Genomic DNA, 23,808 nt, shown 5'->3' with positions numbered 1-23,808 from the left:
CCGCAGCTTTGACGACGGGTCAGGTGATCGCGAGCGGGTCGTTCGGCGCGAGCGCGGCCGCGATGCGCTGGGCGACCACCTCGGCCGTGTTGCCGTCGGGGGTCGTCGGCGTCTTCGTCGAGGAGACCGCGATGGCGAGCCGCTTCGACGGGAGGTACGCCTGGATCGCCGCGTACCCGGAGAACGACGGGTTCTGCAGCACCCAGCCGTTGACGACGATGACGCCGAGGCCGAAGTGCTTGGCCTCGGTCTGCTTCAGGCAGATCGTGGCCGGGCAGGTGGCGCTCGCCCCGCCGAGGCCGACGGTGCCGGGGTTCAGCAGCGTGCGGTACGAGCGGTGCGAGAGGAGTTCACCGCTGCCGATCCCCTGCGCCGAGGTGGCCAGGTCGCAGATGTGGGTGGTGATGACCGCCCCGGGCGCGGTGGTCCACGAGGGGTTCCAGAAGGTGGACTCCTCGTAGAGGCCGCGGTCCGAGGTGAAGGCGTGCAGGACCGGACGCGGGATGTCCGGAGTGAAGTTGTTCTGGGTGTTCCACAGTCCGAGGGGGCCGGTGACCCGTTCCCTCACCAGCCTGTCGATCCGGGTGCCGGTGATCTTCTCCAGGGCCTCGACGAGCAGGATGTAGTTGGCGTGGGAGTAGCTCCAGCTGGTGCCCGGCTCGTACCAGAAGGAGTGGTGGTACGGGTAGGAGAGGAGCTGTGCCGGAGTCCACTGGCGGAACGGGTGCGCCTCCAGCTCGGCGTCGAAGGCCGGGTCGGTGACGTAGTCGTGGAGGCCGGTCGTGTTGGTGGCCAGCATCCGCAGGGTGATGCGGTCGGCCTTGGGTACGTCGGGGAGCCACTGCTCCACGGTGTCGTCGAGGTCGACCGTGCCGTCCTCGACCAGCTGGAGGAGGAGCGTGCCGATGTGGGCGAAGGCCACGGATCCGGCCCGGAAGTGCATGTCGGGCTCGGCGGGGACGCCGGTCATGGACTCGCCGAGGGCATCGGTGAGGACCTCGCGTCCGTCGATGGTGACCCGCACCTCGACGGAGTTGAGCTTGAGGTCGTTCTTGGCCTTGCGGGTGATGTCCAGGACCCGGCGGGCCTTGCCGTCCAGGGGCCGCTCGGTGCGCACGCAGTCGCGCCCGCCGGGGCCGCCGGGCCCGGCGGGGCCCTCGGGGCCCGAGGCGAGCACGGGGGCGGCGGCGCCGGCCTGGACGGTGAGGGCGAGGAGGGCGGCGCAGAGGAGGGCCCTGCGGGACCGGGCGCGGGTCCGGGTGGGGGTCGGTGTCATGCCCGCACTATGTCGGGAAGAACCACCGCGATCCGGTGGAACACTCCCTAGTCGGGACGAACGGCATCCATGTGGGGCAGACGGAAGAGCCGGTGCCCCGGGGCACCGGCTCTTCCGTGGGGTGAGGGAGCGTCAGGCGGCGAGCTCCTTCTCCTCCGCCTCGTCGGCGGCGGGGGCGGTGGCGGGCTTGCCGTCGCGCATCACCAGGGTGGCGAGGACGGCGGCCGCGAGGACGCCGACGGCGCTGATGGTGAAGGTGGTGGTCATCGAGGAGGTGAAGGCCTCGCGGGCGGCGGCGATCAGTCCGGCGTCGCCCTGGGCCGCGGCGAGTGCGCCACCGATGGACTGCTTGGCCCGCTCGGGGGCGTCGGCCGGCATCTCGGAGGAGAAGGTGCTGGTGAGGAGCGAGCCGAGGATGGCGATGCCGAGCGCGGTGCCGGCCTGCTGGATGGTGTCGTTGAGGGCGGAGCCGACGCCGGCCTTCTCCTCGGGGATGGTGCTCATCAGGGCGCCGACGGCGGCCGGCATCGCGAGGCCGGCGCCGAGGCCGAGGAGGCCGAGGGCGATCGCCGGGACGGTGAAGCCGGACCGGGCGTCGACGGTGGTGAGCAGGGCGAAGGAGGCTGCCATGACGAGCATGCCGGCGAGGATCAGGATCCGGTTGCCGATCTTCGCGGCGAGGCCGGCGCCCGCACCGTTGCCGATGAGGGCGGCGACGGCGAGCGGGACGAAGGCGAGGCCGGCCTTGACGGGCGAGTAGCCGAGGACGAACTGCAGGTACTGGGTGAGGACGAGGAGCAGTCCGCCGTTGCCGATCTGCACGAGGGTCAGCGAGAGGGAACCGCCGCTGAAGTTGCGGTGCTTGAAGAGGACCAGCGGGACCATCGGCGCGGGGGTGACGTTCTCCCAGATCACGAATCCGCCGAGGGTGACGACGGCGACGGCGAGGGTGACGAGCGAGCGGCCCTCGAAGGCGCCGTGCTGCGGGATCTCGATGATCCACCAGATCAGCGCCGTCATGCCGACGGCGGAGAGGATCGCGCCGAGCGGGTCGGGCTTCTGCCAGGGGCCCTTGGACTCGGGCATCAGGGTGAGGGCGGCGAGGACGGCGAGGGCGACGACCGGGACGTTGATGAAGAAGATCGAGTGCCAGGAGAAGTGGTCGATCAGGACGCCGCCGAGGACGGGGCTGCCGACGAGGCCCAGCATGGACACCGAGCCCCAGGCGGCCATGGCGCGGGGCCGCTCTTCCTCGTCGAAGACGGTGATGAGGATGGAGAGCGTGGAGGGCATGATCAGCGCACCGCCGACGCCCATCGTGACGCGGGCGGCGATGACCTCGCCCGGGGTGGTGCAGACGGTGGCGGCGAGTGAGGCCGCGCCGAACAGCAGCAGGCCGAGGACCATGACCTTCCGGCGGCCGAAGCGGTCACCGAGGCTTCCCGAGGTGAGCAGGAGTCCCGCGAAGACCAGGATGTAGGAGTCCAGGATCCACTGGATGTCCTGGACGCTCGCCGCGATGTCCTCGGTCATGGACGGCACGGCGACGGTGAGCGCCATGCTGTCGACGACCAGGACCAGGGTGCTGAGGCAGAGCACGACCAGGATCCACCAGCGGCGTGGGTTGCGGGTTTCCATCGGGAGTTCCCCCTCGGGTCTCGTTCGCTCCCCTTGGAGCGCCCTTCGATGCGAACACTGTACGCACCTGCGCACAGCGTTCGCAACCCTGGAGACCTGTACGCTGAATGCGAACGTCGTACGCATCGAAGGTGTACGCAGCGAACGCCGAACGCAGTGAAGGAGGACCATGGCCGCCGCCAAGGCGAACCCCGTGCCGTCCGTGTGGGCCCGCGAGCAGTCCGCCCCCGACCAACCCGCGCTCAGCAGGGCCTCGATCGTCCGCGAGGCGGTCGTCATGCTCGACGCCGACGGCATCGAGGCGCTCAGCATGCGCAAGCTCGGCGCCCGCCTGAACGCGGGCGCGACCTCCCTCTACCGCCACGTCGCCACCAAGGACGAGCTGATGGAGCTCGCCGTGGACGAGGTCGCCGGGGAGATCACCGTGCCGCCCCCGGGCGGCCCCTGGCGGGCCGCCGCCACCGAGGCCGCCGCGTCCTTCCGCGCGACGGCCCTGCGCCACCCCTGGCTCTCCTCGACCCTCGGACAGGCGGGGCTCGCCTATCTGGGCCCCAACCTGATGTCGTACTCGGAGCGGCTCGCGGCCCTGTTCACGGCCGCCGGATTCCCCGAGCCGAGCCGCGCGATCGACACCCTCCTGTCGTACGTCATCGGCATGAGCACCACGGAGGCCGCCTGGCTCGGCACGGTGGCCCGCTCCGGGGAGACCGAGGCCGGGTTCATCGCCCGCCTCATGCCCGCCGCCCAGCAGGCGGCGGCCGACCACGACCACCTCGCCGAGGCGTACGCCGACGCCGCCACGCGCTCGGCCGCCGACCCCGTCGCCCTCCGGGACGCCAAGTTCGCCTACGGCCTGGACGTGGTCCTGGACGGCCTGGAGATGCGGCTCCCGCGCTGACCCGACGCCGTGGGCCACCGCCGGTGCAGCTCGTCGATGTGGAACGCGTGCGCGTGGTGGCCGCCCGCACCGGCCAGGTGCGGGTGCCCGGCCGGGAGTTCGGGGTGGACGTGCTCCAGCTCGGCCGGGTCCTCGCGGGGCCAGAGGCGCGCCGCGCCCACGGCCCCGACGAGCGCGAGGGCGGCGAGCACGGCCGCCGAGACGGCGGGACCCGCACCGGCGGCGAGCACGCCGGCGAGCGGATAGGTGAGCAGCCAGCAGGCGTGCGAGAGGGAGAACCGGGCCGCGAAGGCGGCCGGCAGGTCGGCCCCGGCGGCCGAGCGGCGCACCACCCGGCCGCCCGGAGTGAGGACCGCCGACCCGGCGGCACCGAGGACCAGCCACACCGCGAGCAGCGCGGGCCAGGACCCGGCACCCGGCGCGGCGGTGAGACCGAGGGCGAGCAGCGCGAGGGCGCCGGGCAGGACGAACGCCGCCCGCACCATGACGGCGCGGTCGTCCGCCCGGCCCAGAACGCGCGGCAGCAGCAGTGCCACGGCCATCGACCCCGCCCCGTACGCGCCGAGGGCGAGCGGGACGTCACCGGCGGAGCGGCCGAGGGTGTCGCGGACCAGGAGCACGGTGTCGACGAGGACCACGGCACCGGCCGCCGCGACGGCGAGGTCCAGCGCGAGGAGCGCGCGCAGCCGGGGGGTGGCGAGCACCAGCCGTGCCCCGAGGGCCACCCTGGCGTAGAGCCGGCGGGCAGGGACGCCACCCGCCCCGGGCGGCGCCGGCAGGGTGGTGGTGCGGACGAGGAGTGCCGAGGCGAGGAAGCCGGCGGCGGTGCCGGTGAAGAGCCAGGAGTACGGGACGACGGTGAGCAGCGCGGCGGCGAGCACGGGGCTGACCAGGCTCTCCAGGTCGTAGGCGAGCCGGGAGAGCGAGAGGGCCTCGGTGTAGTCGCGCTCCTCGGGCAGGACCTGCGGGATCGTCGCCTGGAAGGCCGGGGTGAAGGCGGCGGAGGCGGCCTGGAGCAGGAGGATGAGGACGTACACCTGCCAGACGCGGGTCACGAACGGCAGGGCGAGCACGACCGTGGCCCGCGCCAGGTCCATGGAGACGAGCAGCGCGCGCCGGGGCACACGGTCGGCGAGCGCCCCGGCGAGCGGGGCGATCGTCACGTACGCGGCCATCTTGAGGGCGAGCGCGGTGCCGAGCACGGCGGCGGCGTCCGCACCGGCCAGGTCGTACGCGAGGAGGCTCAGGGCGACGGTCGCCAGGCCGGTGCCCCCGAGGGCGACGACCTGCGCGGCGAACAGGCGCCGGTAGGTGCGGTTGCGCAGGACGGACAGCATGGGGCGCCCCCGGTCGGCCACGGCGGACGGCTGAGACCTCCACCGTAGCCGACGTGTGCACGAGTGCGCACATGTTCACGTCAGTCGTGCCAGGGCTCTCCGGTCACCTGGTGGTCGGCCCTGCTGATCGCCTCGACGACCAGGCGCTTGAGATGTCCGTCCGGCATCGCGTACACGACCCGGCGGCCGTCCTTGCGGGTCGTGACGAGCCCGCCGAGACGCAGCTTGGCGAGGTGCTGACTGACGGCGGGACGCGCGGCCCCGCACGCCTCGGTCAGCGCGGTGACGTCGGCCTCGCCCCGGGTGAGCAGCCACACCAGATGGAGCCGGGTCGGGTCGGAGAGCAGCCCGAACACCTCGGCCGCCGCCGCGAGTTCACGCACCCCCGGGTTCCGCTCGTGCGGGCGGGCGGCGGGGTCGGGCGCTGTGGACTCGGGCACTGGCATGCGCCCACCGTACCCAGGAAGCGCGGGCGGGAACGGGCCCGTGTCAGAGGCGGATCTCCTTGGCCTCGAAGCGGCCGTCGCCGAGGACCAGGACGAAGGAGACCTGCTGCCCCTCGGAGACCGTCCGCTCCGCGCCCTCGATGTCCTCGGCGCTGAAGTACACCTGCTCCTCGGAGCCCACGGGGACGACGAAGCCGTACCCGCCCAGACGGTTGAAGGACTGCACGAACCCCTTGCTTCTGCCTTCCACGGCGGCCTCCTCGTCGTCAGGGGCGAGGCGGTCGAGGGTGTGCGCGCCTCAGGGGAGATGTACCCCGTCCGTCCGCCCTTCGCCACCGCCGTCGTCCGGGCGAACCACCCCCGATGATCTCGTACAATATTCAACAGAGGCCCGCTGCCGGAGATCCCCCGTGTCCGCCAGCGGGCCTCACCCTTTCCGCGGCCCCGCCGTCAGCGCCTGCCCGGCCCGACCCAGACCGTGCCGCGGGCCTCGTACTCGAGCATGGCCTCCAGACCGTTCGCAGCGTCGGGGCCGAGCTCCCGGCGGACGAGCCAGAGGGCGAGCTCCAGACCCGAGGTGACACCGCCGGCGGTCACCAGATCGCCGTCGTCCACCACCCTGGCCCCCTTGAGGACACCGCCCTGCCGTTCCAGGTCCGGCCGCGCCTTGTGGTGGGTGGTGCAGGGGCGGCCCCGGGTCAGCCCGGCGGCGGAGAGCAGCATGACGCCGGTGCACATCGCGCTGACGGTGAGCCCCGGCCGGACCGCCGCCGCGAGGGCGCGGGGCAGGGTGCCCCGGTCGATCTCGGCCCAGACGCCCGGGCTGTCCCGGCGCGCGTAGCCGCCGCCCGGCACGACGAGCAGGTCGGCCTCGCCCGGGGCCCAGGGGTGGTCGACGCGCACCTCCGTCCCGTACGCGGCGGTCACGGTCCCGGGGCCGGTGACGGTGACGTACCGGACGTCCACCGGACGCCCGGAGAAGAACCCGGCGGCGGAGAGCACCTCGTAGGGGGCGGCGAAGTCGAGCTCCTCGACGCCGTCGAAGAGCACGAGGTGGACGCGGAGCGGGCGGCGCCCCGGGGCCGGGGCGGCGTGGGCGGTCCCGCTCGCGGCGGTGACGCCGGCGAGCGCGGTGGTGGCGCCGAGGGCGGAGGTGGCGCGGAGCAGGTTGCGGCGGTTCATGGTTCTCCCCCAGGAGGTGGCAGGTCCCGACGTTCTGTGTCGCGTCGAGGCAGTCGGCCGCCGCCGCTTTCCGGTTCCCGATCCGCCGCCGGGTCCCGCCCCTGCTTGCCCCCGTCCCCCGCCCGTCGGGTCAGACGCCGCCGGGGTAGGCGATCCGCGCCGTGATCCTGGCGATGCGCCGGGCCGACTCCTCCGGCGGGGCCACCGGCTGCACGATGTGGCTGACGGTGAGGCGAACGATCGTCTCGACGGCGAGTCCGCGGGACTCCTCGTCGACGTCGGGCCAGGCCTCGACCGCGTACGCGTCGAGCATCGTCATCGCCGTGCCGAAGACCGGGTCCGGGCGGGTCGTGAGGTAGGCGAGGAGGTCGTCCTCGCCGCCGCGCGCCGCGACCAGGACGCTCTTGACGAGGGGGTTGTCCACAGCCTGCTGGAGCGTGTAGCCGACGCCCGCCGCGGCCGCGGACTCCAACTCTCCGCGGTGGGCGTCGAGTTCGCGCTGGATGCCGACGAGGAACCCCTCCAGCTCGCGCTGGATCAGGGCCTTGCCGATGGCCTCCTTCGAGCCGAACTCGTTGTAGAGCGTCTGGCGGCTGATGCCGGCGGCCCGCGCGATGGCGGTCATGCGCAGCACGCCCCAGCCGTCGGCGGCGACGAGCCGGTAGGCGGCGTCGAGCACCTGCTCACGCAGGAGGGACCGAACACTCTCGCGGAAACGTGTCATCGTGCCCCCACTTTATCCACGGGGCACTGTCCAAAGCATTGACGCTCGCGCCGCGATCCGTCTATGAACTGGACAGTAGGCATGTGAAGTGTCCAACTCTCCGAGGAGCCGGTCTTGGCCCTGCACAGCTACTCCCCCGAAGCCCCCGCCGCCTGGCGCGACCCCAAGCGGTGGCTCTGGCTGCTCGGCCTGCTCATCCCGGCCTTCCCGTTCCTCTCCTGGGGCCTGGTGACCGCCACCGGGCTCCGGGTCTTCTGGTGGACCGGGGTCCTCGTCCTCTACGTGGCCTTCCCGGTCGTCGACCACCTCATCGGCAAGGACTCCGCCAACCCTCCGGACAGCGCGATCGCCCACCTCGAACAGGACCGCTACTACCGGTGGTGCACCTACCTCTACCTCCCCCTCCAGTACACCGGCCTGGTCCTCGGCTGCTGGCTGATCACCCGGGGCGACCTCTCCCTCGTGGACCGCGTCGGACTGACGTTCACCCTCGGCGGGGTCGCCGGCATCGCCATCAACACCGCCCACGAACTCGGGCACAAGACGGAGGCCCTGGAGCGCAGGCTCTCCCGGATCGCGCTCGCCCAGACCTGGTACGGCCACTTCTACGTCGAGCACAACCACGGCCACCACATCCGCGTCGCCACCCCGGAGGACCCGGCGAGCGCGCGGCTCGGCGAGAGCTTCTGGCGCTTCCTGCCCCGCACCGTCCTCGGCAGCCTCACCTCGGCCTGGCGCCTGGAGAAGCGCCGGCTGGCCCGCCGGGGCCGGTCCGTGTGGAGCCCGCGCAACACCGTCCTCGGCTCCTGGGCGCTGTCGTTCGTCCTCTTCACGGGGCTCGCGCTCGCCTTCGGGCCGGGGGTCCTCCCGTACCTCGCGGTCCAGGCGGTCTTCGGCTTCTGCCTCCTCGAAGTCATCAACTACACCGAGCACTACGGCCTCATGCGGGAGCGCACCGCGAGCGGACGGTACGAGCGCTGCGCCCCGCGCCACAGCTGGAACAGCGACAACGTCGCCTCCAACGTGTTCCTGTACCACCTGCAGCGGCACAGCGACCACCACGCCCACCCCACCCGGCGCTACCAGTCGCTGCGCCACTTCGACGAGGCCCCCGAGATGCCGACGGGGTACGCGGGGATGATCGTCCTCGCGTACGTCCCCCCGCTCTGGCGCCGCGTCATGGACCCGCGGGTCCTCGCCCACTACGACGGGGACGTGACCCGCGCGAACCTCCAGCCGTCCCGCCGGGCCCGGCTGCTCGCGCGGTACGGCGCGACGAGCGGGTGAGCGTGCACGGCACCGGGTACCCGCGGCCGGGCCCCGGGACGGGGAGCTGAGCCCGCACCGGAAGAGGGTGGGGTACGCGGTGTCGCCGCGCGGCTGCCACTGACCGTCGCCAGGTGCCCCACATGACGAACTGATCCTCGGCGGGTACCCCGAATTCGGCCTGAGCGACGAGCATGGTGATTTCGCGAACGAACCGTCCTGGGACGCGGATGGTCTCTCTCTCCGAGAGATCCGACCCATCGATCCGCTAGAGTCCCCGCACCCCTGGGCGGCGCGTTGGCCCGGCCTAGAATACGTACAGCCCGGTTTTCTTTTCAATGCTTCACGTCACACCACGAGCACAGACAGCGATACAGCGGGAGGCGCCTTGGCACAGCAAGCGCGTGCAATCAAGACCCGACGGGCGATCCTGGAGTCGGCCGCGACCGTCTTCGCGGAGCGCGGCTACGAGCGGACGACCATCGGAGAGATCCTGGTGCGCGCCGGGGTGACCAAGGGGGCGCTCTACTTCCACTTCACCTCCAAGGAAGATCTCGCCCTCGGCGTGCTCGACGCCCAGATGCTGGACGAGCCGATGCCGCCTCAGGCCATCAAGCTCCAGGAACTCGCGGACCAGGCCTTCCTGCTCGCCCACCGGATGCAGCACGACGCACTCGTGCGCGCCAGCGTGGCACTGACCCTGGACAGCGGCGCCGTCAGCGTGGACCGCGCGGCACCCTTCCGGGCGTGGACCGATCAGGCGTCGGAGATCCTGACCGTCGCGAAGTCACGGGGGGAAGTCCTCGTCCACGTGGACGTGAAGGACATCGCGGAGCTCTTCGCGGGCGCGTACGCGGGGATCCAGACGATGTCCCAGATCCTGTGTGATCGCAATGACCTGCTCCACCGGGTCGCGGTCCTGCTGCAGTGCCTGCTGCCCAGCATCTGCACGCCGGCGCTGCTGACCGGCCTCGACCTGACCGAGGGTCGCGCCCGGCAGCTCGCGGTGGAATACGACGCGAGCAAGCTCCGCCACGCGGGCTGATCGCCCACGGACGTCCCCGTCAAGAAAACCGACCGGCCGGTACAGAGCGCCCCGACGCAGAACAGCGTCGGGGCGCTCTGGCGTCATGGCACTGAGTGTGTTTTGCTGAGGGTACTCAGTGCCACAAGCGTCTAGGGGAGCTCCACATCATGGGTAAGGACTTCGACCTGTATCGGCCTTCCGAGGAGCACGACATGCTCCGGGAGTCGGTGCGTGCCCTCGCGGAGGCGAAGATCGTTCCGTTCGCGGCGGCGGTGGACGAGGAGGGCCGGTTCCCGCAGGAGGCCCTGGACGCGCTGGTCGCCAACGACCTGCACGCCGTGCACGTCCCCGAGACCTACGGCGGCGCCGGCGCGGACGCGCTCGCGACGGTGATCGTGATCGAGGAGGTCGCGCGCGCGTGCGGCTCGTCCTCGCTGATCCCGGCCGTCAACAAGCTGGGCTCGCTGCCGGTGATCCTGTCCGGCTCCGAGGAGCTCAAGCACAAGTACCTCGGCCCGCTCGCCAAGGGCGACGCGATGTTCTCCTACGCCCTGTCCGAGCCCGACGCGGGCTCCGACGCGGCCGGCATGAAGACCCGCGCCGTGCGCGACGGCGACTTCTGGGTCCTCAACGGCGTCAAGCGGTGGATCACCAACGCCGGCGTCTCCGAGTACTACACCGTGATGGCCGTCACCGACCCCGACAAGCGGTCCAAGGGCATCAGCGCCTTCGTCGTGGAGAAGTCCGACGAGGGCGTCTCCTTCGGCGCCCCGGAGAAGAAGCTCGGCATCAAGGGCTCCCCCACCCGCGAGGTCTACCTCGACAACGTCCGCATCCCCGCCGACCGCATGATCGGCGCCGAGGGCACCGGCTTCGCCACCGCCATGAAGACCCTCGACCACACCCGCATCACCATCGCCGCCCAGGCCATCGGCATCGCCCAGGGCGCCCTCGACTACGCCAAGGGCTACGTCAAGGAGCGCAAGCAGTTCGGCAAGCCCATCGCCGACTTCCAGGGCGTGCAGTTCATGCTCGCCGACATGGCCATGAAGCTCGAGGCCGCCCGCCAGCTCACCTACGCCGCCGCCGCCAAGTCCGAGCGCGTGTCCGCCGGAGGCGACAAGGAAGACCTCACCTTCTTCGGCGCCGCCGCCAAGTGCTTCGCCTCCGACGTCGCCATGGAGGTCACCACCGACGCCGTCCAGCTCCTCGGCGGCTACGGCTACACCCGCGACTACCCCGTCGAGCGCATGATGCGCGACGCCAAGATCACCCAGATCTACGAAGGCACCAACCAGGTCCAGCGCATCGTCATGGCCCGCAACCTCCCGTAACCACCAGCCTCTCGAAAGGAGACAGGCCGTGACCCTGAAGATCGCTGTCTGTGTGAAGTACGTCCCCGACGCGACCGGCGACCGCGGTTTCGCCGACGACCTGACGACCGACCGTGAGGCCGTCGACGGGCTGCTCTCGGAGCTCGACGAGTACGCGGTCGAGCAGGCTCTGCGCATCTCCGAGGAGTCCGACGACGCCGAGGTCACCGTCGTGACGGTCGGCCCGGACGACGCCAAGGACGCGCTGCGCAAGGCGCTGTCGATGGGCGCCGACAAGGCCGTCCACGTCAACGACGAGGACATCCACGGCTCCGACGTCATCGCCACCTCCGCGATCCTGGCCAAGGCCCTGGAGAAGACCGGCTTCGACCTGGTCGTCTGCGGCATGGCCTCGACCGACGGCACGATGGGCGTCCTGCCCGCGCTGCTCGCCGAGCGCCTGAGCCTGCCGCAGGTCACCCTGTTGTCGGAGCTCTCCGTCGAGGACGGTCTCGTGAAGGGCCGCCGTGACGGCGACGCCGCGACCGAGCTCCTGGAGGCCCCGCTGCCGGCCGTCGTCTCGGTCACCGACCAGTCCGGCGAGGCCCGTTACCCCTCCTTCAAGGGGATCATGGCCGCCAAGAAGAAGCCGGTCGAGGAGCTGGACCTGGACGACCTGGACATCGACGCCGACGAGGTCGGCCTCGCCGGGTCCTGGACCCTGGTCGACACCGTGGCCGCCCGCCCGGCCCGCACCCAGGGCACGATCGTCACGGACGAGGGCGACGGCGGCAAGCAGCTCGCCGCCTTCCTCGCCACCCAGAAGTTCATCTGACCCACCGTCATCCCACCTCAGGAGCAAGGAATCATGGCTGAGATCCTGGTTCTCGTGGACCACGCCGACGGTGCGGTCCGCAAGCCGGCCCTCGAACTGCTGACCCTGGCCCGCCGCGTCGGCGAGCCCTCGGCGGTCGTCCTCGGCGCCGGCGAGGCCGCGGCCTCGATCGCCGCCGCGGCCGGCGAGTACGGCGCCGCCACCGTGTACGTCGCGGACGGCGCCGAGTTCACCGAGCAGCTCGTCGTCCCGAAGGTCGACGCGCTGACCCAGCTGGCCAAGGAGAAGGGGGCGGCCGCCGTCCTGGTGACCTCCTCCGGCGAGGGCAAGGAGATCGCGGCCCGCGTCGCGCTCCGCCTCGGCTCCGGTCTGATCACCGACGCCGTGGAGCTGGAGGCCGGCGAGAACGGCCCGGTCGCCACCCAGTCCGTCTTCGCCGCCTCGTACCAGGTGCGGTCGACGGTCTCGCACGGCGTCCCGGTCATCACCGTCAAGCCGAACTCCGCCGCCCCGGAGGCCGCTCCGGCCGCGGGTGCGGTCGAGAACGTCACCGTCGCCTTCACCGGCAACGCCGCCAAGGTCGTCTCGCGCACCCCGCGCGTCTCCACCGGCCGCCCCGAGCTCACCGAGTCCGCGATCGTGGTCTCCGGCGGCCGCGGTGTCGGCGCGGCCGAGGGCTTCGCGGTCGTCGAGAAGCTCGCCGACTCGCTCGGCGCGGCCGTCGGCGCCTCCCGCGCCGCCGTGGACGCCGGCTGGTACCCGCACTCCAACCAGGTCGGCCAGACCGGCAAGCAGGTCTCGCCGCAGCTGTACGTGGCGGCGGGCATCTCCGGCGCGATCCAGCACCGGGCCGGCATGCAGACCTCGAAGACGATCGTCGCGGTCAACAAGGACCCCGAGGCCCCGATCTTCGACCTGGTCGACTACGGCGTGGTCGGCGACCTCTTCGAGGTGCTGCCGCAGTTGACGGACGAGATCGGCGCGCGCTGACCTCACCGTCGTCCTCACACGACGAGAGGGGCGGGTGGCACTCTGTGCCACCCGCCCCTCTCGTCGTGTCCGCGCTCAGTACCAGCCGTCGAGCGGGACCTCCTCGCAGAGCCGCACGACCGGCCTGCGCCCGGAGAGCGCGGTCCCGGAGACCTTGACCCTGACCCCCGGGCGCACCGCGTGCGGCGGTCCGTCGACCCGGCAGCGGACCACGAAGCCCTCCGTCATGTGGACCGGCCAGAGGTCGGCGTCGGCGGCGGCGACCCCGCGGCGCACGGAGATCACGCCCTCGCCCTCGCTGAGTTCGGGCGCGAGGTCGGTCGACCCGCAGGTCGGACAGAGCAGGCGCTGGAACGTGGTGGTGTGGCACCAGCGGCAGCGCTGGAAGTACAGCTCGGATTCGGGGGCCGGCTCGTCTGCCTGGACGGCGGTCCCGCTCCTCAGTCCCGTGTGGAACACGATGCCTTCTCCTTGCACTCGGCGGCTCGACCGTGCATGGAGCCAAGATATGGCACTGAGTGCCATCAAATAAAGACCTGAGTTCCCTCAATTAGAGATACTGAGAACCCTTGGGTGATACGACGAGTCCCTCAGCCCTCACCGAGGCTCGACTCCACCTCGCGCACCACGCGCCACATGGGGGTGGAGCGCTTGGTGATCACCACGACGACGTCCTCCGCCTCCTCGGCCGGGGCGTCCACGACCTGCCCGGTGGCCCAGGTGGAGCGGACGAACTCCAGGGCCCCGTCGACCTCGGCCAGCGGGTCGCCCTCGCCGCCCGAGCGCAGCCAGTGCCGCAGGGCGTGGTTGTGGGCGGCGACCACGGCCGCCGCGACGACGTTGGCGCGCAGAGTGCCGTCCCTGCGGTCGGCCCAGCGGGTGCGCAGGTAGTCGCCGAGGGTCTTCTCGTACCGCCAGACCACCGACAGCTCGTAGGTGCGCAGTCCGGCCACCTCGCGGGTGAGCCGGTAGCGCTGCACGGAGAAGGTGGGGTTCTCGGCGTACATCCGCATGACGAGGCGGGCGGCGTCGCAGACGCGGACGACCGGGTCGTCGGAGTCGGCGCTCGCGGCGAGGAAGCGGGTCATGTCGGCGAGGCACTGCTCGTGGTCGGGGAAGACCACGTCCTCCTTCGACGGGAAGTACCGGAAGAAGGACCGCCGGCCGACGCCCGCGAGCGTGACGATGTCGTCGACGGTGGTCTGCTCGTAGCCCCGCTCCAGGAAGAGCTGGAAGGCCGCGGCGATGAGGGAGTCCCGCATCGCGGGCTTCGTGGAGTTCGTCGACGCTGTTCCCATGGCCCGAACCTAACATTCGCAGCACATCGGCGCGGCACTCGGTGCCGGATAGTTCCGACACCGAGTGCTGCCAGGGGGGTACGGAGGCTCAGCGGGCGGTCATCCGCAGGGCGCCGTCCATCCGGATCGTCTCGCCGTTGAGGTAGTCGTGCTCGGCGATCATCGTCACGAGCCGGGCGTACTCCTCCGGGCGCGCGAGGCGCTGCGGGAAGGTGACGCTCGCGGCGAGACCGGCCCGGACGTCCTCGCCGAACCCGGCCATCATCGGGGTGTCGACGATGCCGGGGGCGATGGTGACGACCCGGATGCCGAACTGGGCCAGGTCGCGGGCGGCGGTGACGGTCATGCCGGCGACGCCCGCCTTGGAGGCGGCGTACGCGATCTGGCCGACCTGGCCCTCGAAGGCGGCGATCGAGGCGGTGTTGACGACGAGGCCGCGCTGCCCGTGCTCGTCCGGCTCGTGGCGGGCGATGGCCTCGGCGGCGAGCCGCATCACGTTGAAGGTGCCGAGCAGGTTGACGTTGAGCACCGCACGGAACAGGTCGAGGTCGTGCGGTCCCTTACGGCCCAGGATGCGGGCGGAGGGGGCGATGCCGGCGCAGTTCACGGCGAGCCGCAGTTCGGCGCCGTCGGCGTCGATCGCGGCGAGCGCCTCGCGCACCTGGTCCTCGTCGGTGACGTCCGCGGCGAGCAGCCGGACGCCCTCGGGGAGCGCCTCCGCGGCGGCCACGGCCTTGTCCAGGTCCAGGCCGTAGACGGTGGCGCCGCGCGCGGCGAGCGCGGCGGCGGTGGCGGCGCCGAGGCCGGAGGCGGCGCCGGTGACGAGAGCGGCGGAGCCGGCGATGTCCATGGAACTCCTCGTTCGTGTCGTGCGGGAGCGACCCTGCCGCCGGGTTGGCCGCCGGATCGGGCGCGTGCCCGCGGAGGACCGCGCGGTCCGCGCGATCTGCGCCGCCCACCATAGAACCGTGTGCGGCGCCCCCGGAAGCGGAGGCCGACGCGGGCGCTCCGGGACGACTTCCCCGGCCCCGCCGGGACGGGGGCCGGCCGCGGCGGCCGGCCCCTGCCCGGAGCCTCGTCAGAAGGGCTTGGTCGGCAGGTACTTGCCGTCCAGGGTGATGACGGCGCGCTCGCCGCCCTCCGGGTCGGCGACCTTCTTCACGTCCAGCCTGAAGTTGATCGCCGAGATGATCCCGTCGCCGAACTGCTCGTGCACGAGCTCCTTGAGCGTGGTGCCGTAGACCTGGAGCATCTCGTAGAAGCGGTAGACGGTCGGGTCGGTGGGGACGGCGCCGTCGAGGGAGCCGCGCGTGGGGATCGTGCGCAGCAGGCGCACCGCGTCCTCGTCGAGGCCGAGGAGCTCGGCGACGGCCCGGGCGGACTCCTCCGGCAGGGCGTGCTGTCCGAGGACGGCGGCGGTGGTGAAGGCGACGGAGTGCCCGGAGACGTCCGCGATCTGCTGCCAGCTCAGGTCCTTGCGGATCTTGGCGTCGACGGCGGCGATCGCGAGGGTGCGGCGGGCGGTGGGGTCGAACTGGGAGTGCACCATGAGTGGTACGTCCTTTCCTTCGGGTGGTGTGCGTTGCGGAGGATCAGGCGGCGAGCGCGGGTTGGGCCGCGGCGGGGAGTTCCTCGACGGTGCCGTCGGCGATGTCGTAGACCCAGCCGTGAAGCCGCACCTCGCCGGCGGCCAGGGCGCGGGCCACCGAGGGGTGGGTGGCCAGGTTCGCCAGCTGCGCGGCGACGTTCTCCCGGACCAGGGCGGCCACGTCGACCGTCCCGCCGGCCGCCGCGCGGGCGACGGAGGCATCGGCGTGCCGCAGCCAGGCGGCGACGGCGGGCGCCGCGCTCAGGTCGTGGCCCTCGGCGAGCGCGGTCATCGCGCCGCAGGCGGAGTGCCCGCAGACGACGATGTCCCGCACGCCCAGGACGGTGACGGCGTACTCGACACCGGCGGTGACGCCGTCCGCGCCCGGGGTGTGCGCGGGGACGAGGTTGCCGGCGGTGCGGATGACGAAGAGCTCGCCGGGATCGGTCTGGGTGATCAGTTCGGGTACGACACGGGCGTCCGAGCAGCCGATGAACAGCGTGGCGGGCCGGTGGGCGGTGGCCAGGCGGGCGAAGAGGCCGGCCTTGGCAGGGAAGACCTCCCGCTGGAAGCGGGCGATTCCCTCGGCGAAGTGGGGCATGTCCCTACCGTGCACGACCAGCACCTATAGCGTCCAAGACCTGTTGTCGATATCTGCCATAGATGCGATCTATAGTGGATGCCATGCAGCCGGAACTCCGCCATCTCCGCTATCTGCTCGCCGTCGCCGAGCACGCCGGCTTCACCCGGGCCGCCGAGGAGCTCCGCATCGCCCAGCCCACGCTGTCCCAGCAGATCAAGCAGCTGGAGAAGGCCCTCGGGGCGCAGCTCCTGGACCGCACCGGCCGCACCGTGCGCCTCACGGACGCCGGGGAGACATATGCGCGCCACGCCCGGCGCGCCCTGCGGGACCTGGCGGCGGGCGAGCGGGCGGTGCTCGACGTGCGGGACCTGTCCCGGGGCCACCTCCGGCTCGCCGTCACGCCCACGTTCACCGCGTACCTCACCGGCCCCCTGGTCGCCGGCTTCCACACCCGCCATCCGGGCATCGGCGTCGAGGTGCGGGAGCTGCCCCAGGACCGCATCGAGGCCGAACTCCTCGACGACCGGCTGGACCTGGGCGTCGCCTTCCACGGCGAGCACCTCCCGGGCGTCGAGGCCACGGAGCTGTTCACGGAGACCCTCGGTCTCGTCGTGGGCCCCGCCCATCCCTTCGCCGGACGGACGGAGCCGGTACGGGCCGACGAGCTGACCGGACACCATCTGGCGCTGCTCAGCGCGGACTTCGCCACCCGGCTGCACATCGACGCGTACGTCTCCGAGCACCGCGTCCGGCCGGTGATCGCGGTGGAGGCCAACTCCGTGACCGCGCTCACCGAGATCGTCCGGCGCACCACGCTGGCCACGGTCCTGCCCGACGCCGTCACCCGGGACCATCCCTGGCTGAGCCCGGTGCCGCTCTCCCCCGCGCTCCCGTCCCGTGCGGTCGCCCTCCTGCGGCGCGCGGCCGGCTACCGGAGCGCGGCGGCGGGCGCCTTCACCGAACTCGCGGCCGGGTGGGGGACGGAGGGGTGGGGTCGACCGATCGGATGACCCCGGGGTCCACCGTTGCGGGCGCCGGAGGCAGCCGGGACGCCGACGGACGGCGGCGGGTCGCGCGCCCAGGATGGAGAGGAGAGCGGGCCACGGTTTCCCGCGGCCCCCGCGGTTCCCCGAGTTCACTGGAGCAGATCCCATGAAGCACGTGAAGAAGGCCTCCTCGCGCACCCGTGTCGTGACCGGTGGCGCGATCGTCGCCGCCCTCGCCCTCGGCGGCTTCGGGGCCTACTCCGCGAGCGCCACCGGCGAGGACACCGCCGCAGCGCCGGCCGCCGCCGTCGCCAAGGCGGACGCCAAGAACAAGAACACGACCCGCACCACGCACCTGACGATCGAGGCCGCCACGAAGGCCGCGCAGGCGACCCTGGACGCCGCCGAGAAGGAGAACCAGCGCGTCTCCGTCGCAGTCGTCGACCGCAACGGCAACACCCTCGTCACCCTGCGCGGCGACGGCGCGGGCCCGCAGTCCTACGAGTCGGCCGAGAAGAAGGCGTACACCGCCGTCTCCTGGAACGCCCCGACCTCCGTCCTCGCCGGCCGCCTGGCCGACGCGCCGACCCTGAAGGACATCCCCGGCACCCTCTTCCTCGCCGGCGGCGCCCCCGTCACCGCCAAGGGCGCCCCGATCGCCGGCATCGGCGTCGCCGGCGCCCCCTCCGGCGACCTCGACGAGAAGTTCGCCCAGGCCGGCGTCGCCTCCCTCGGCAAGTAGGCCCCGGGGCCCGCGCCCGCGTACGAGGAAACCCGCCATGAACGCGCTCGACCACACCCTTCTGGCGGCCGCCGCGCGCGGTGACACCGTCGCCGTCCGCGCGGCCCTCGACGCGGGCGCCCGCGTCGACGTCCGCGACCGGCACCGCCGCACCCCGCTGCTGCGGGCCGCGCTGCGCGACCACGTCCCCGCCGCGCGGGCGCTGCTCGCCGCGGGCGCCGACCCGAACGCCCAGGACGACCGGTCCGACAGCCCGTGGCTGGTCACCGGCGTCACGGGCAGCGTCGCCATGATGCGGGCCCTGCTCCCGGCGGGCCCCGACCTGCGGCTGACCAACCGCTACGGCGGCACCGCGCTCATCCCCGCGGCGGAACGCGGCCACGTGCCGTACGTCCGCGCGGTGCTCCACGAGACGGCGATCGACGTCGACCACGTCAACCGGCTGGGCTGGACGGCGCTCCTGGAGGCCGTGATCCTCGGCTCGGGCGCACGCGCCCACCAGGACGTGGTCGCGCTCCTCCTGACGGCGGGCGCCGACCCGGAACTCCCCGACCCGTACGGCCGCACGGCCCTCCACCACGCCGAGCGCCACGGCCTGACCGAGATCGCCACCCTCCTCAGGGCAGCGGCCGCGGGCTCACGAGGGGCCCTGCGCGGGGTCGCCTGAGCCTCCGGCGGACTGCCGGCCCCGGTGGGCCGCGACGCGCTCGCGGGTGGCACAGCGACGGGAGCAGTAGCGGCGCTCCGGGCCGCTGCCCTGGGCGACGAAGACGTTCCGGCAGCTGCCCGAGGCGCAGGTCCCGCCGGGCGGGCGCTGCCGGTCCCAGACGAGGACGGCGAGCGCCATGCAGGAGGAGGCGAGCAGCCAGTCCGCCCAGGGGGCGTCGTCGTCCCGGTCGACGTGGGCGTGCCAGGGCGCGGTGCCGCCGTGCGAGGTGAGCCGGAGCGGCCCGGTGTGCTCGCGCAGGAGCCGGTTGAGGACGGCGGCGGCCTCGTCGGTGCTCGCGGCGGCGAAGACCTCGCGGACCAGGGCGGCGGCTGCGCGCATCCCGGCGACCTCCCCGGGCCCGAGCGCGAGGGGGCCTGCCTCCCCGTACTCCACCAGCACGGCGGCCACGTCGTCCGGGTCGGGCCGGTCGTCCGCGAGCACGTTGAGGAGGGCGGCGGTGCGGCGGGCCGTCGTCAGGACGGAGTGGCGGGTGGGCCAGTCGTCGGCGGTGGCGGACATCCCCGGAATGTAACGCATCTTGCGGAGTTTTGAGTTACCTCCGTACGGTCCTGCGGATGCGGACCCACACGTATCTGACCGGAGCCCTGGTGGCCCGTACCGGGGACGAGGCGGCGGGACCGGCGCTGCTCCTCGCCGGATTCGCGGTCGCCGGATCCACCAGCGAGGCATCGGCCCTGCTCGCGGGCACCAGCCTCGCCTCCGCGCTCGGCGGACCGGTGCTGGGGGCACTCCTGGACGGAGCGGCACGACCGGGCCGCCTGCTGGCCGGGGCGCTCGCCCTCTACGCGGGGGGCCTCGCGCTCGTGATCGGGGGACTCGGCCGCCTTCCGTTCCCCGTCACCGTGGCGACGGCGATCCTGACGGGCCTGGCCGGGCCGGCCCTCTCGGGAGGCTGGTCCGCCCAGTTGCCCGCCGTGGCGGCGGAGGACCGGCTGTCCCGGGCCAACGCCCTCGACGCGATGTCGTTCGGCGCTGCGGCCCTGGCGGGCCCCGCCCTCGCGGGCGGGGCGGCGGAGGCCCTGGGGGCGCCCACGGCCGTGGTGCTCGCGGCGGCCCTCGTCGCCGCGGCGGCCCCGGCCGCCTGGGTCCTCCCCGCGCGGCCCCGGAGCGCCGAGGCGTCGCGGGCGGTCCTCGGCGCCCTCGCCGCCGGGGCGCGCACTCTCCTCCGGAACCGGAGCCTGGCCCGGGCGACCCGTACCTCCGTCGTCTCCTGCGTCGCCCAGGGCATGCTGACGGCCTGCGTCCCTCTCCTGGGTGAACGGGTCCTCGGCGGGGCGGGCCGCGGGGCGGCACTCCTCTCCTGCGCGGCGGTCTCCGCGCTCGCCGCCGACGCCCTGCTCGCCCGCTTCCCGCCACCCCTCCCGCCCGACGCCCTCGTACGGGCCGGGGCGCTGGTCCAGGCCCTCGCTCCCGCCCTCGCCCTGGCGGGTGAGCCCGCGGTCCTGGTGGCCGCGTTCCTCGTCTCGGGGCTCGGCGAGGGACCGCAGCTCACCGCCCTGTTCGCGGTACGGCACCGGGAGGCGCCGGAGCCTCTGCGAGGCCAGGTCTTCGCCACCGGCGCCAGTCTCAAGATCACCGGCTTCGCGCTCGGGGCTGCGGCGGCGGGCCCCCTGGCGGCGTGGTCGCTCCCGGCCGCCCTGGCGGCGGCGACGGCGACGGCCCTGTTCGCGGCCGCCCCGGCGGCACGTGTCCGCGCCCGCGCCCGGCGCTGAACCGCTGCCGGGGCGGAGGGACCCGGTTCACGCCCGGAGCGCCGGGGGGGCTTGACGGCGGCTGCGTGGAGTAGTGCCATGAATACGAACGGGGGTGGGGAATGAGCGACGACGAACGCGCCACCGGGGACCGGGGCGATGTTCCTCCACGGGACCCGAGCTCCACAGATCTCCCGGGCACCGTCTGGACCGTGCTGCTCGCGCTGGTCGTGCTGGGGCTGTTCCTGTACACCCTCACGCACCCTGGCGAAGGCGGCGGGGGACACTCCGGCGGGTACTCCGGTTGGCACTGAGCGGACCGGCGCGAGCCGGGGCCGTGACATCCGACGCATCTGTCGGCGCAGGCGGCGTCACGGGCCGTTCCGGGGCGGCCTTCCCCGGCTCCGGCCTGCCGACGTGGCGGAACCCACGTCGGCTCGGTGCCTGCTTTGTCAGCTCGACCCCGAGGACATGGAGGGGGCCCCTAGCCTTGACGTCATGCCCGTTGCACACAGAGAGACCCCGAGCCCCGACGCCCTGAACGACGCCATCCGCACCCTGTGGGCCCGCGCCGGCGAACAGCGCCGCCCGCTGACGGCCGACGAGCAGCGGATCTATCAGGTGCTCGTGGCGGCATGGGCCGAGGCGACACAGGCCGGGCAGGGGCTGGCGGCCTGAGCCACGGCCGCCACGCGTCGCGGTGGTCGGAGTGGCCGCTGCACGGCAGGGCCAGGACCCGGAGCGCCCCCAACGGGCCCCTCACCCGTGAGCGAGCCCGCCGGCCGTCACCGGCGGCGGCATCCGGACCTGCGAGCTCCACCGGCCCGACTCCGAGGTCGGCGTGCTCCAGCGGCCGAGCCCGGTGCACCCTGGAGAGATGGGTGCACCGATAGTCGTCCACCGCCCCAGCCCGACCGGCGGCCGACGCATCACCGCCGGCGGGGAGATCCTCGGCCTGGCCCACGACGACCACGACCTCGTCGAGTTCCTGCGGCGAGCAGGCCTGCCCGATGCCGAGCGGATCCTCGACGACCCGATGTGGATCGAGTGGCGGGGCGGGCGGGCGCACCAGTACGAGGCGGCCTGAGGGCAGCGCGTGGCAGGGGGGCACCACCTGGCCGACGACCTGATGGCCCGCGCCCGCGCCGAGGACTCGGACGCCGAGGAGAGCGGCCGGAGAGTCCCCGGAACAGTCCGCAGGCCGACGTTCACGAGTGCGGGCGGCGCCCGCCGAGAGTGATCTTGCTAGGGTCCGCCCGAGAGCTGGGGCGTTCACGACAGGGAGGCGATCAGGCGATGACCCCTGAGGAGCAGGATCTGATCATGGACCTGGCGTTCGTACCAGGTGTGGGTCGGACGCGCACGATCGACGAGGTGCTCGCCCACTTCGGCGAGTCCGACGGCGGGACCCTGGCGCTCCGGCTGCTCCGGGACGCCATGGAACGCCGGGACGCCGACGACGTCGAGATGGCGCTGATCCTCCATGCCGCCGCCGGCGCCTCGGTCGAGGAGTTCATGGAGCCGTTGATCGAGCTGTTCCCTGCCGAATGGCACAGGGACCACGAGGACATCGTGCGCATGCTGGGCAGGCTCCGCTCGCCCGAGACGGTGCCGACACTGGTCCTGGCGACTCACTGGGTTCCCGAGCACCTCGACTGGGACGAGAACCGGGCGCTCGCGGTGAAGGCGATCTGGGCCCTCGGCGCCATTCCCGGCCCGGAGACCCGGGATGCCCTCGAAGGTTTGCGCGACGATGGGAACGAGATCATCCGCGAGAACGCGCTGAATCAGCTCGCACGCCGCGGCGAGCTCTGACCGCGGAGCCGTGGCCGTGTAGCCGGCCTGGTGACCAGCGGTTTCACCTTTCCGGCGTGGGGTCACGCTTCAGGATGTCGGGTTCCATCGTCATGCATTCGATCGCGTACTCGTCCGCGGCTTCGGGGTACTGGTCGAACAGCTTGTTCAGTGGGCCCGCACCGACTCGGTGCGGGCCCCTCCTCGACGCATCGTGGTTCTCCTGACGGAGACCCACCTAGCGCGCGAGCCCCCGGCTGATCACCAGGCGCTGGATCTGGTTCGTGCCCTCGAAGATCTGGGTGATCTTCGCCTCGCGCATGTAGCGCTCGACCGGGAAGTCGCGGGTGTAGCCGTAGCCGCCGAAGACCTGGACGGCGTCCGTGGTGACCTTCATGGCCGTGTCGGTCGCGATGAGCTTGGCCGCGCTCGCCTGCCGGCTGAAGGGGCGGCCCAGGTCGCGCCGGCGCGCCGCGTCCAGGTAGGTGGCGCGGGCCGCGTCGACGGCGGCGGCCATGTCGGCGAGGAGGAAGCCCAGGCCCTGGTGGTCGACGATCCGGCGGCCGAAGGTCGTGCGCTCGTTGGCGTACGCCACGGCCGCGTCCAGGGCCGCCTGGGCCAGGCCCGTGGCGCAGGCGGCGATGCCGAGGCGGCCGCTGTCGAGGGCGCTGAAGGCGATCTGGAGGCCCTGACCCTCGTCGCCGACGAGCCGGTCCTCCTCGATGAGGGCGCCGTCCCAGTAGGCGGCCGTCGTCGGCACCGCCTGGAGTCCCATCTTGCGCTCGGGCGCGCCGAAGCTCAGGCCGTCCGCGGCGCCGGGGGCGAGGAAGCAGGAGATGCCGTGGCTGCCGGGGGCGGTGCGGGCGAACAGGGCGTAGAAGTCGGCCCTTCCGCCGTGGGTGATCCACGCCTTGGTGCCGGTGACCCGGTAGCCGCTGCCGTCGTCCTGGCGCTCGGCCTTGCAGGTGAGGGCGGCGGCGTCGGAGCCGGCCTGGGGCTCGGACAGGCTGTAGCCGCCGATGGTGCGGCCCTCCAGCATCGCGGGCAGCCACCGTTCCTTCTGCTCGGGCGTGCCGAAGGTGTGGAGCGGGTGACAGGCGAGGGTGTGGACGCTGGTGGCGACGGCGACGGCGGCCCAGCGCGCGGCCAGTTCCTCCAGGACCTGGAGGTAGACCTCGTAGGGCTGGCCTCCGCCGCCGTACTCCTCGGGGTACGGGAGGCCGAGGAGCCCGGCCTCGCCGAGGGTCGTGAAGAGACCCTCCGGGTAGGCCTCGGCGGCCTCGTGCTCGTCCACCCGGGGAGAGAGCTCCTTGTCGGCGATCTCCCGGGTGAGGGCGATGAGGTCCGCTGCCTCGGGGGTGGGAAGCAGGCGGTCGACATCCATGGCGACTCCAGCGGCGCGCAAAGTGGTACTGGGAAAGGTACTGCAGTACCGCTGAGAGTAGCGCAGAAGGGTGCCGCCGT

General features: G+C 72.8%; 28 protein-coding genes. 14 read left to right on the top strand and 14 right to left on the bottom strand.

Features of this window, described 5'->3' with window-relative positions; all coding sequences use genetic code 11:
• Positions 1–19: 19 nt before the first annotated feature.
• A complete protein-coding gene (locus ACN9MM_RS30595; protein ID WP_426366942.1) occupies positions 20–1,276 on the bottom strand; it encodes a serine hydrolase domain-containing protein in 1,257 nt (418 codons plus the stop codon).
• A gap of 132 nt (positions 1,277–1,408) precedes the next feature.
• Positions 1,409–2,914, bottom strand: a complete 1,506-nt coding sequence (locus ACN9MM_RS30590) for an MFS transporter (RefSeq protein WP_426366941.1) — start codon at positions 2,912–2,914, stop codon at positions 1,409–1,411.
• Positions 2,915–3,083: 169 nt separating this feature from the next.
• Here ACN9MM_RS30590 and ACN9MM_RS30585 point away from each other — a divergent pair, with 169 nt between their 5' ends.
• Positions 3,084–3,812 (top strand): TetR/AcrR family transcriptional regulator C-terminal domain-containing protein, encoded by a 729-nt coding sequence (locus tag ACN9MM_RS30585; protein ID WP_426366940.1) that lies wholly within the window; start codon positions 3,084–3,086, stop codon positions 3,810–3,812.
• Here ACN9MM_RS30585 and ACN9MM_RS30580 read toward each other — a convergent pair.
• The 5 genes from ACN9MM_RS30580 to ACN9MM_RS30560 all read right to left on the bottom strand — a co-directional run bounded on the left by ACN9MM_RS30580 (position 3,761) and on the right by ACN9MM_RS30560 (position 7,501).
• The gene (locus ACN9MM_RS30580; protein ID WP_426366939.1) at positions 3,761–5,149 is read right to left on the bottom strand and encodes an MFS transporter; all 1,389 of its coding nucleotides are present in this window, start codon (positions 5,147–5,149) and stop codon (positions 3,761–3,763) included. The genes ACN9MM_RS30585 and ACN9MM_RS30580 overlap by 52 nt on opposite strands.
• 80 nt (positions 5,150–5,229) lie before the next feature.
• Positions 5,230–5,595: an ArsR/SmtB family transcription factor gene (locus ACN9MM_RS30575; protein WP_426366938.1), complete on the bottom strand. Its 366-nt coding sequence runs from the start codon at positions 5,593–5,595 to the stop codon at positions 5,230–5,232.
• Positions 5,596–5,638: 43 nt separating this feature from the next.
• Entirely contained in the window at positions 5,639–5,845 is a 207-nt protein-coding gene (locus tag ACN9MM_RS30570; RefSeq protein ID WP_382865921.1) for a cold-shock protein, read from the bottom strand.
• A gap of 200 nt (positions 5,846–6,045) precedes the next feature.
• Positions 6,046–6,777, bottom strand: a complete 732-nt coding sequence (locus ACN9MM_RS30565) for a DJ-1/PfpI family protein (RefSeq protein WP_426366937.1) — start codon at positions 6,775–6,777, stop codon at positions 6,046–6,048.
• A 130-nt stretch (positions 6,778–6,907) separates the two neighbouring features.
• Positions 6,908–7,501, bottom strand: coding sequence for a TetR family transcriptional regulator (locus tag ACN9MM_RS30560; protein ID WP_426366936.1), 594 nt, complete (start codon positions 7,499–7,501; stop codon positions 6,908–6,910).
• A gap of 114 nt (positions 7,502–7,615) precedes the next feature.
• On the opposite strand from ACN9MM_RS30560, the gene ACN9MM_RS30555 reads away from it, so the two are divergent.
• The 5 genes from ACN9MM_RS30555 to ACN9MM_RS30535 all read left to right on the top strand — a co-directional run bounded on the left by ACN9MM_RS30555 (position 7,616) and on the right by ACN9MM_RS30535 (position 12,932).
• On the top strand, positions 7,616–8,788 hold the full coding sequence (locus ACN9MM_RS30555; protein WP_426366935.1) for an alkane 1-monooxygenase: 1,173 nt from the start codon (positions 7,616–7,618) through the stop codon (positions 8,786–8,788).
• Between the two features lie 367 nt (positions 8,789–9,155).
• Positions 9,156–9,812: a ScbR family autoregulator-binding transcription factor gene (locus tag ACN9MM_RS30550; RefSeq protein ID WP_426366934.1), complete on the top strand. Its 657-nt coding sequence runs from the start codon at positions 9,156–9,158 to the stop codon at positions 9,810–9,812.
• 149 nt (positions 9,813–9,961) lie between these two features.
• Positions 9,962–11,128, top strand: coding sequence for an acyl-CoA dehydrogenase family protein (locus ACN9MM_RS30545; protein ID WP_266970386.1), 1,167 nt, complete (start codon positions 9,962–9,964; stop codon positions 11,126–11,128).
• A gap of 28 nt (positions 11,129–11,156) precedes the next feature.
• Positions 11,157–11,942 (top strand): electron transfer flavoprotein subunit beta/FixA family protein, encoded by a 786-nt coding sequence (locus ACN9MM_RS30540; protein ID WP_382873964.1) that lies wholly within the window; start codon positions 11,157–11,159, stop codon positions 11,940–11,942.
• Between the two features lie 33 nt (positions 11,943–11,975).
• Positions 11,976–12,932: an electron transfer flavoprotein subunit alpha/FixB family protein gene (locus tag ACN9MM_RS30535; protein ID WP_426366933.1), complete on the top strand. Its 957-nt coding sequence runs from the start codon at positions 11,976–11,978 to the stop codon at positions 12,930–12,932.
• A gap of 75 nt (positions 12,933–13,007) precedes the next feature.
• Here the strand turns inward: ACN9MM_RS30535 and ACN9MM_RS30530 are convergent, their stop codons facing one another.
• From ACN9MM_RS30530 to ACN9MM_RS30510, 5 genes are all read right to left on the bottom strand, one after another.
• The gene (locus ACN9MM_RS30530) at positions 13,008–13,391 is read right to left on the bottom strand and encodes a zinc ribbon domain-containing protein (RefSeq protein WP_426366932.1); all 384 of its coding nucleotides are present in this window, start codon (positions 13,389–13,391) and stop codon (positions 13,008–13,010) included.
• A 131-nt stretch (positions 13,392–13,522) separates the two neighbouring features.
• Entirely contained in the window at positions 13,523–14,230 is a 708-nt protein-coding gene (locus ACN9MM_RS30525) for a TetR family transcriptional regulator (RefSeq protein WP_352018860.1), read from the bottom strand.
• An 88-nt stretch (positions 14,231–14,318) separates the two neighbouring features.
• Positions 14,319–15,080, bottom strand: coding sequence for an SDR family NAD(P)-dependent oxidoreductase (locus tag ACN9MM_RS30520; protein WP_426366931.1), 762 nt, complete (start codon positions 15,078–15,080; stop codon positions 14,319–14,321).
• Between the two features lie 228 nt (positions 15,081–15,308).
• Positions 15,309–15,779: a cyanase gene (cynS, locus tag ACN9MM_RS30515; RefSeq protein ID WP_426366930.1), complete on the bottom strand. Its 471-nt coding sequence runs from the start codon at positions 15,777–15,779 to the stop codon at positions 15,309–15,311.
• A 43-nt stretch (positions 15,780–15,822) separates the two neighbouring features.
• Positions 15,823–16,419, bottom strand: coding sequence for a carbonic anhydrase (locus ACN9MM_RS30510; protein ID WP_426366929.1), 597 nt, complete (start codon positions 16,417–16,419; stop codon positions 15,823–15,825).
• Between the two features lie 83 nt (positions 16,420–16,502).
• On the opposite strand from ACN9MM_RS30510, the gene cynR reads away from it, so the two are divergent.
• The 3 genes from cynR (at position 16,503) to ACN9MM_RS30495 (ending at position 18,796) form a co-directional block, all read left to right on the top strand.
• Positions 16,503–17,411 carry a transcriptional regulator CynR gene (cynR, locus tag ACN9MM_RS30505; RefSeq protein WP_426366928.1) on the top strand — a complete coding sequence of 303 codons (909 nt, stop codon included), beginning with the start codon at positions 16,503–16,505 and terminating at the stop codon, positions 17,409–17,411.
• A gap of 151 nt (positions 17,412–17,562) precedes the next feature.
• The gene (locus tag ACN9MM_RS30500) at positions 17,563–18,129 is read left to right on the top strand and encodes a GlcG/HbpS family heme-binding protein (RefSeq protein ID WP_426368864.1); all 567 of its coding nucleotides are present in this window, start codon (positions 17,563–17,565) and stop codon (positions 18,127–18,129) included.
• Positions 18,130–18,166: 37 nt separating this feature from the next.
• Entirely contained in the window at positions 18,167–18,796 is a 630-nt protein-coding gene (locus ACN9MM_RS30495; RefSeq protein WP_426366927.1) for an ankyrin repeat domain-containing protein, read from the top strand.
• Here the strand turns inward: ACN9MM_RS30495 and ACN9MM_RS30490 are convergent.
• Positions 18,767–19,357 carry a CGNR zinc finger domain-containing protein gene (locus tag ACN9MM_RS30490; protein WP_426366926.1) on the bottom strand — a complete coding sequence of 197 codons (591 nt, stop codon included), beginning with the start codon at positions 19,355–19,357 and terminating at the stop codon, positions 18,767–18,769. The genes ACN9MM_RS30495 and ACN9MM_RS30490 overlap by 30 nt on opposite strands.
• Before the next feature lie 56 nt (positions 19,358–19,413).
• Between ACN9MM_RS30490 and ACN9MM_RS30485 the strand changes: the two genes are divergently transcribed.
• The 5 genes from ACN9MM_RS30485 (at position 19,414) to ACN9MM_RS30465 (ending at position 22,365) form a co-directional block, all read left to right on the top strand.
• Positions 19,414–20,571: an MFS transporter gene (locus tag ACN9MM_RS30485; RefSeq protein WP_426366925.1), complete on the top strand. Its 1,158-nt coding sequence runs from the start codon at positions 19,414–19,416 to the stop codon at positions 20,569–20,571.
• Between the two features lie 477 nt (positions 20,572–21,048).
• Positions 21,049–21,228 (top strand): hypothetical protein, encoded by a 180-nt coding sequence (locus ACN9MM_RS30480; protein WP_426366924.1) that lies wholly within the window; start codon positions 21,049–21,051, stop codon positions 21,226–21,228.
• Between the two features lie 199 nt (positions 21,229–21,427).
• Complete coding sequence (locus ACN9MM_RS30475) at positions 21,428–21,637, top strand: hypothetical protein (RefSeq protein WP_426366923.1); 210 nt, start codon at positions 21,428–21,430, stop codon at positions 21,635–21,637.
• Between the two features lie 9 nt (positions 21,638–21,646).
• Positions 21,647–21,790: a hypothetical protein gene (locus ACN9MM_RS30470; protein WP_426366922.1), complete on the top strand. Its 144-nt coding sequence runs from the start codon at positions 21,647–21,649 to the stop codon at positions 21,788–21,790.
• A 56-nt stretch (positions 21,791–21,846) separates the two neighbouring features.
• A complete protein-coding gene (locus tag ACN9MM_RS30465) occupies positions 21,847–22,365 on the top strand; it encodes a HEAT repeat domain-containing protein (protein WP_426366921.1) in 519 nt (172 codons plus the stop codon).
• Positions 22,366–22,582: 217 nt separating this feature from the next.
• Here ACN9MM_RS30465 and ACN9MM_RS30460 read toward each other — a convergent pair whose 3' ends face one another.
• Positions 22,583–23,728: an acyl-CoA dehydrogenase family protein gene (locus ACN9MM_RS30460; protein ID WP_426366920.1), complete on the bottom strand. Its 1,146-nt coding sequence runs from the start codon at positions 23,726–23,728 to the stop codon at positions 22,583–22,585.
• Between the last annotated feature and the right edge of the window lie 80 nt (positions 23,729–23,808).

Source organism: Streptomyces sp. E-08 (genome assembly GCF_049913095.1).
Classification (GTDB): domain Bacteria; phylum Actinomycetota; class Actinomycetes; order Streptomycetales; family Streptomycetaceae; genus Streptomyces.
This window is presented reverse-complemented; position numbering and strand designations above follow the sequence as displayed.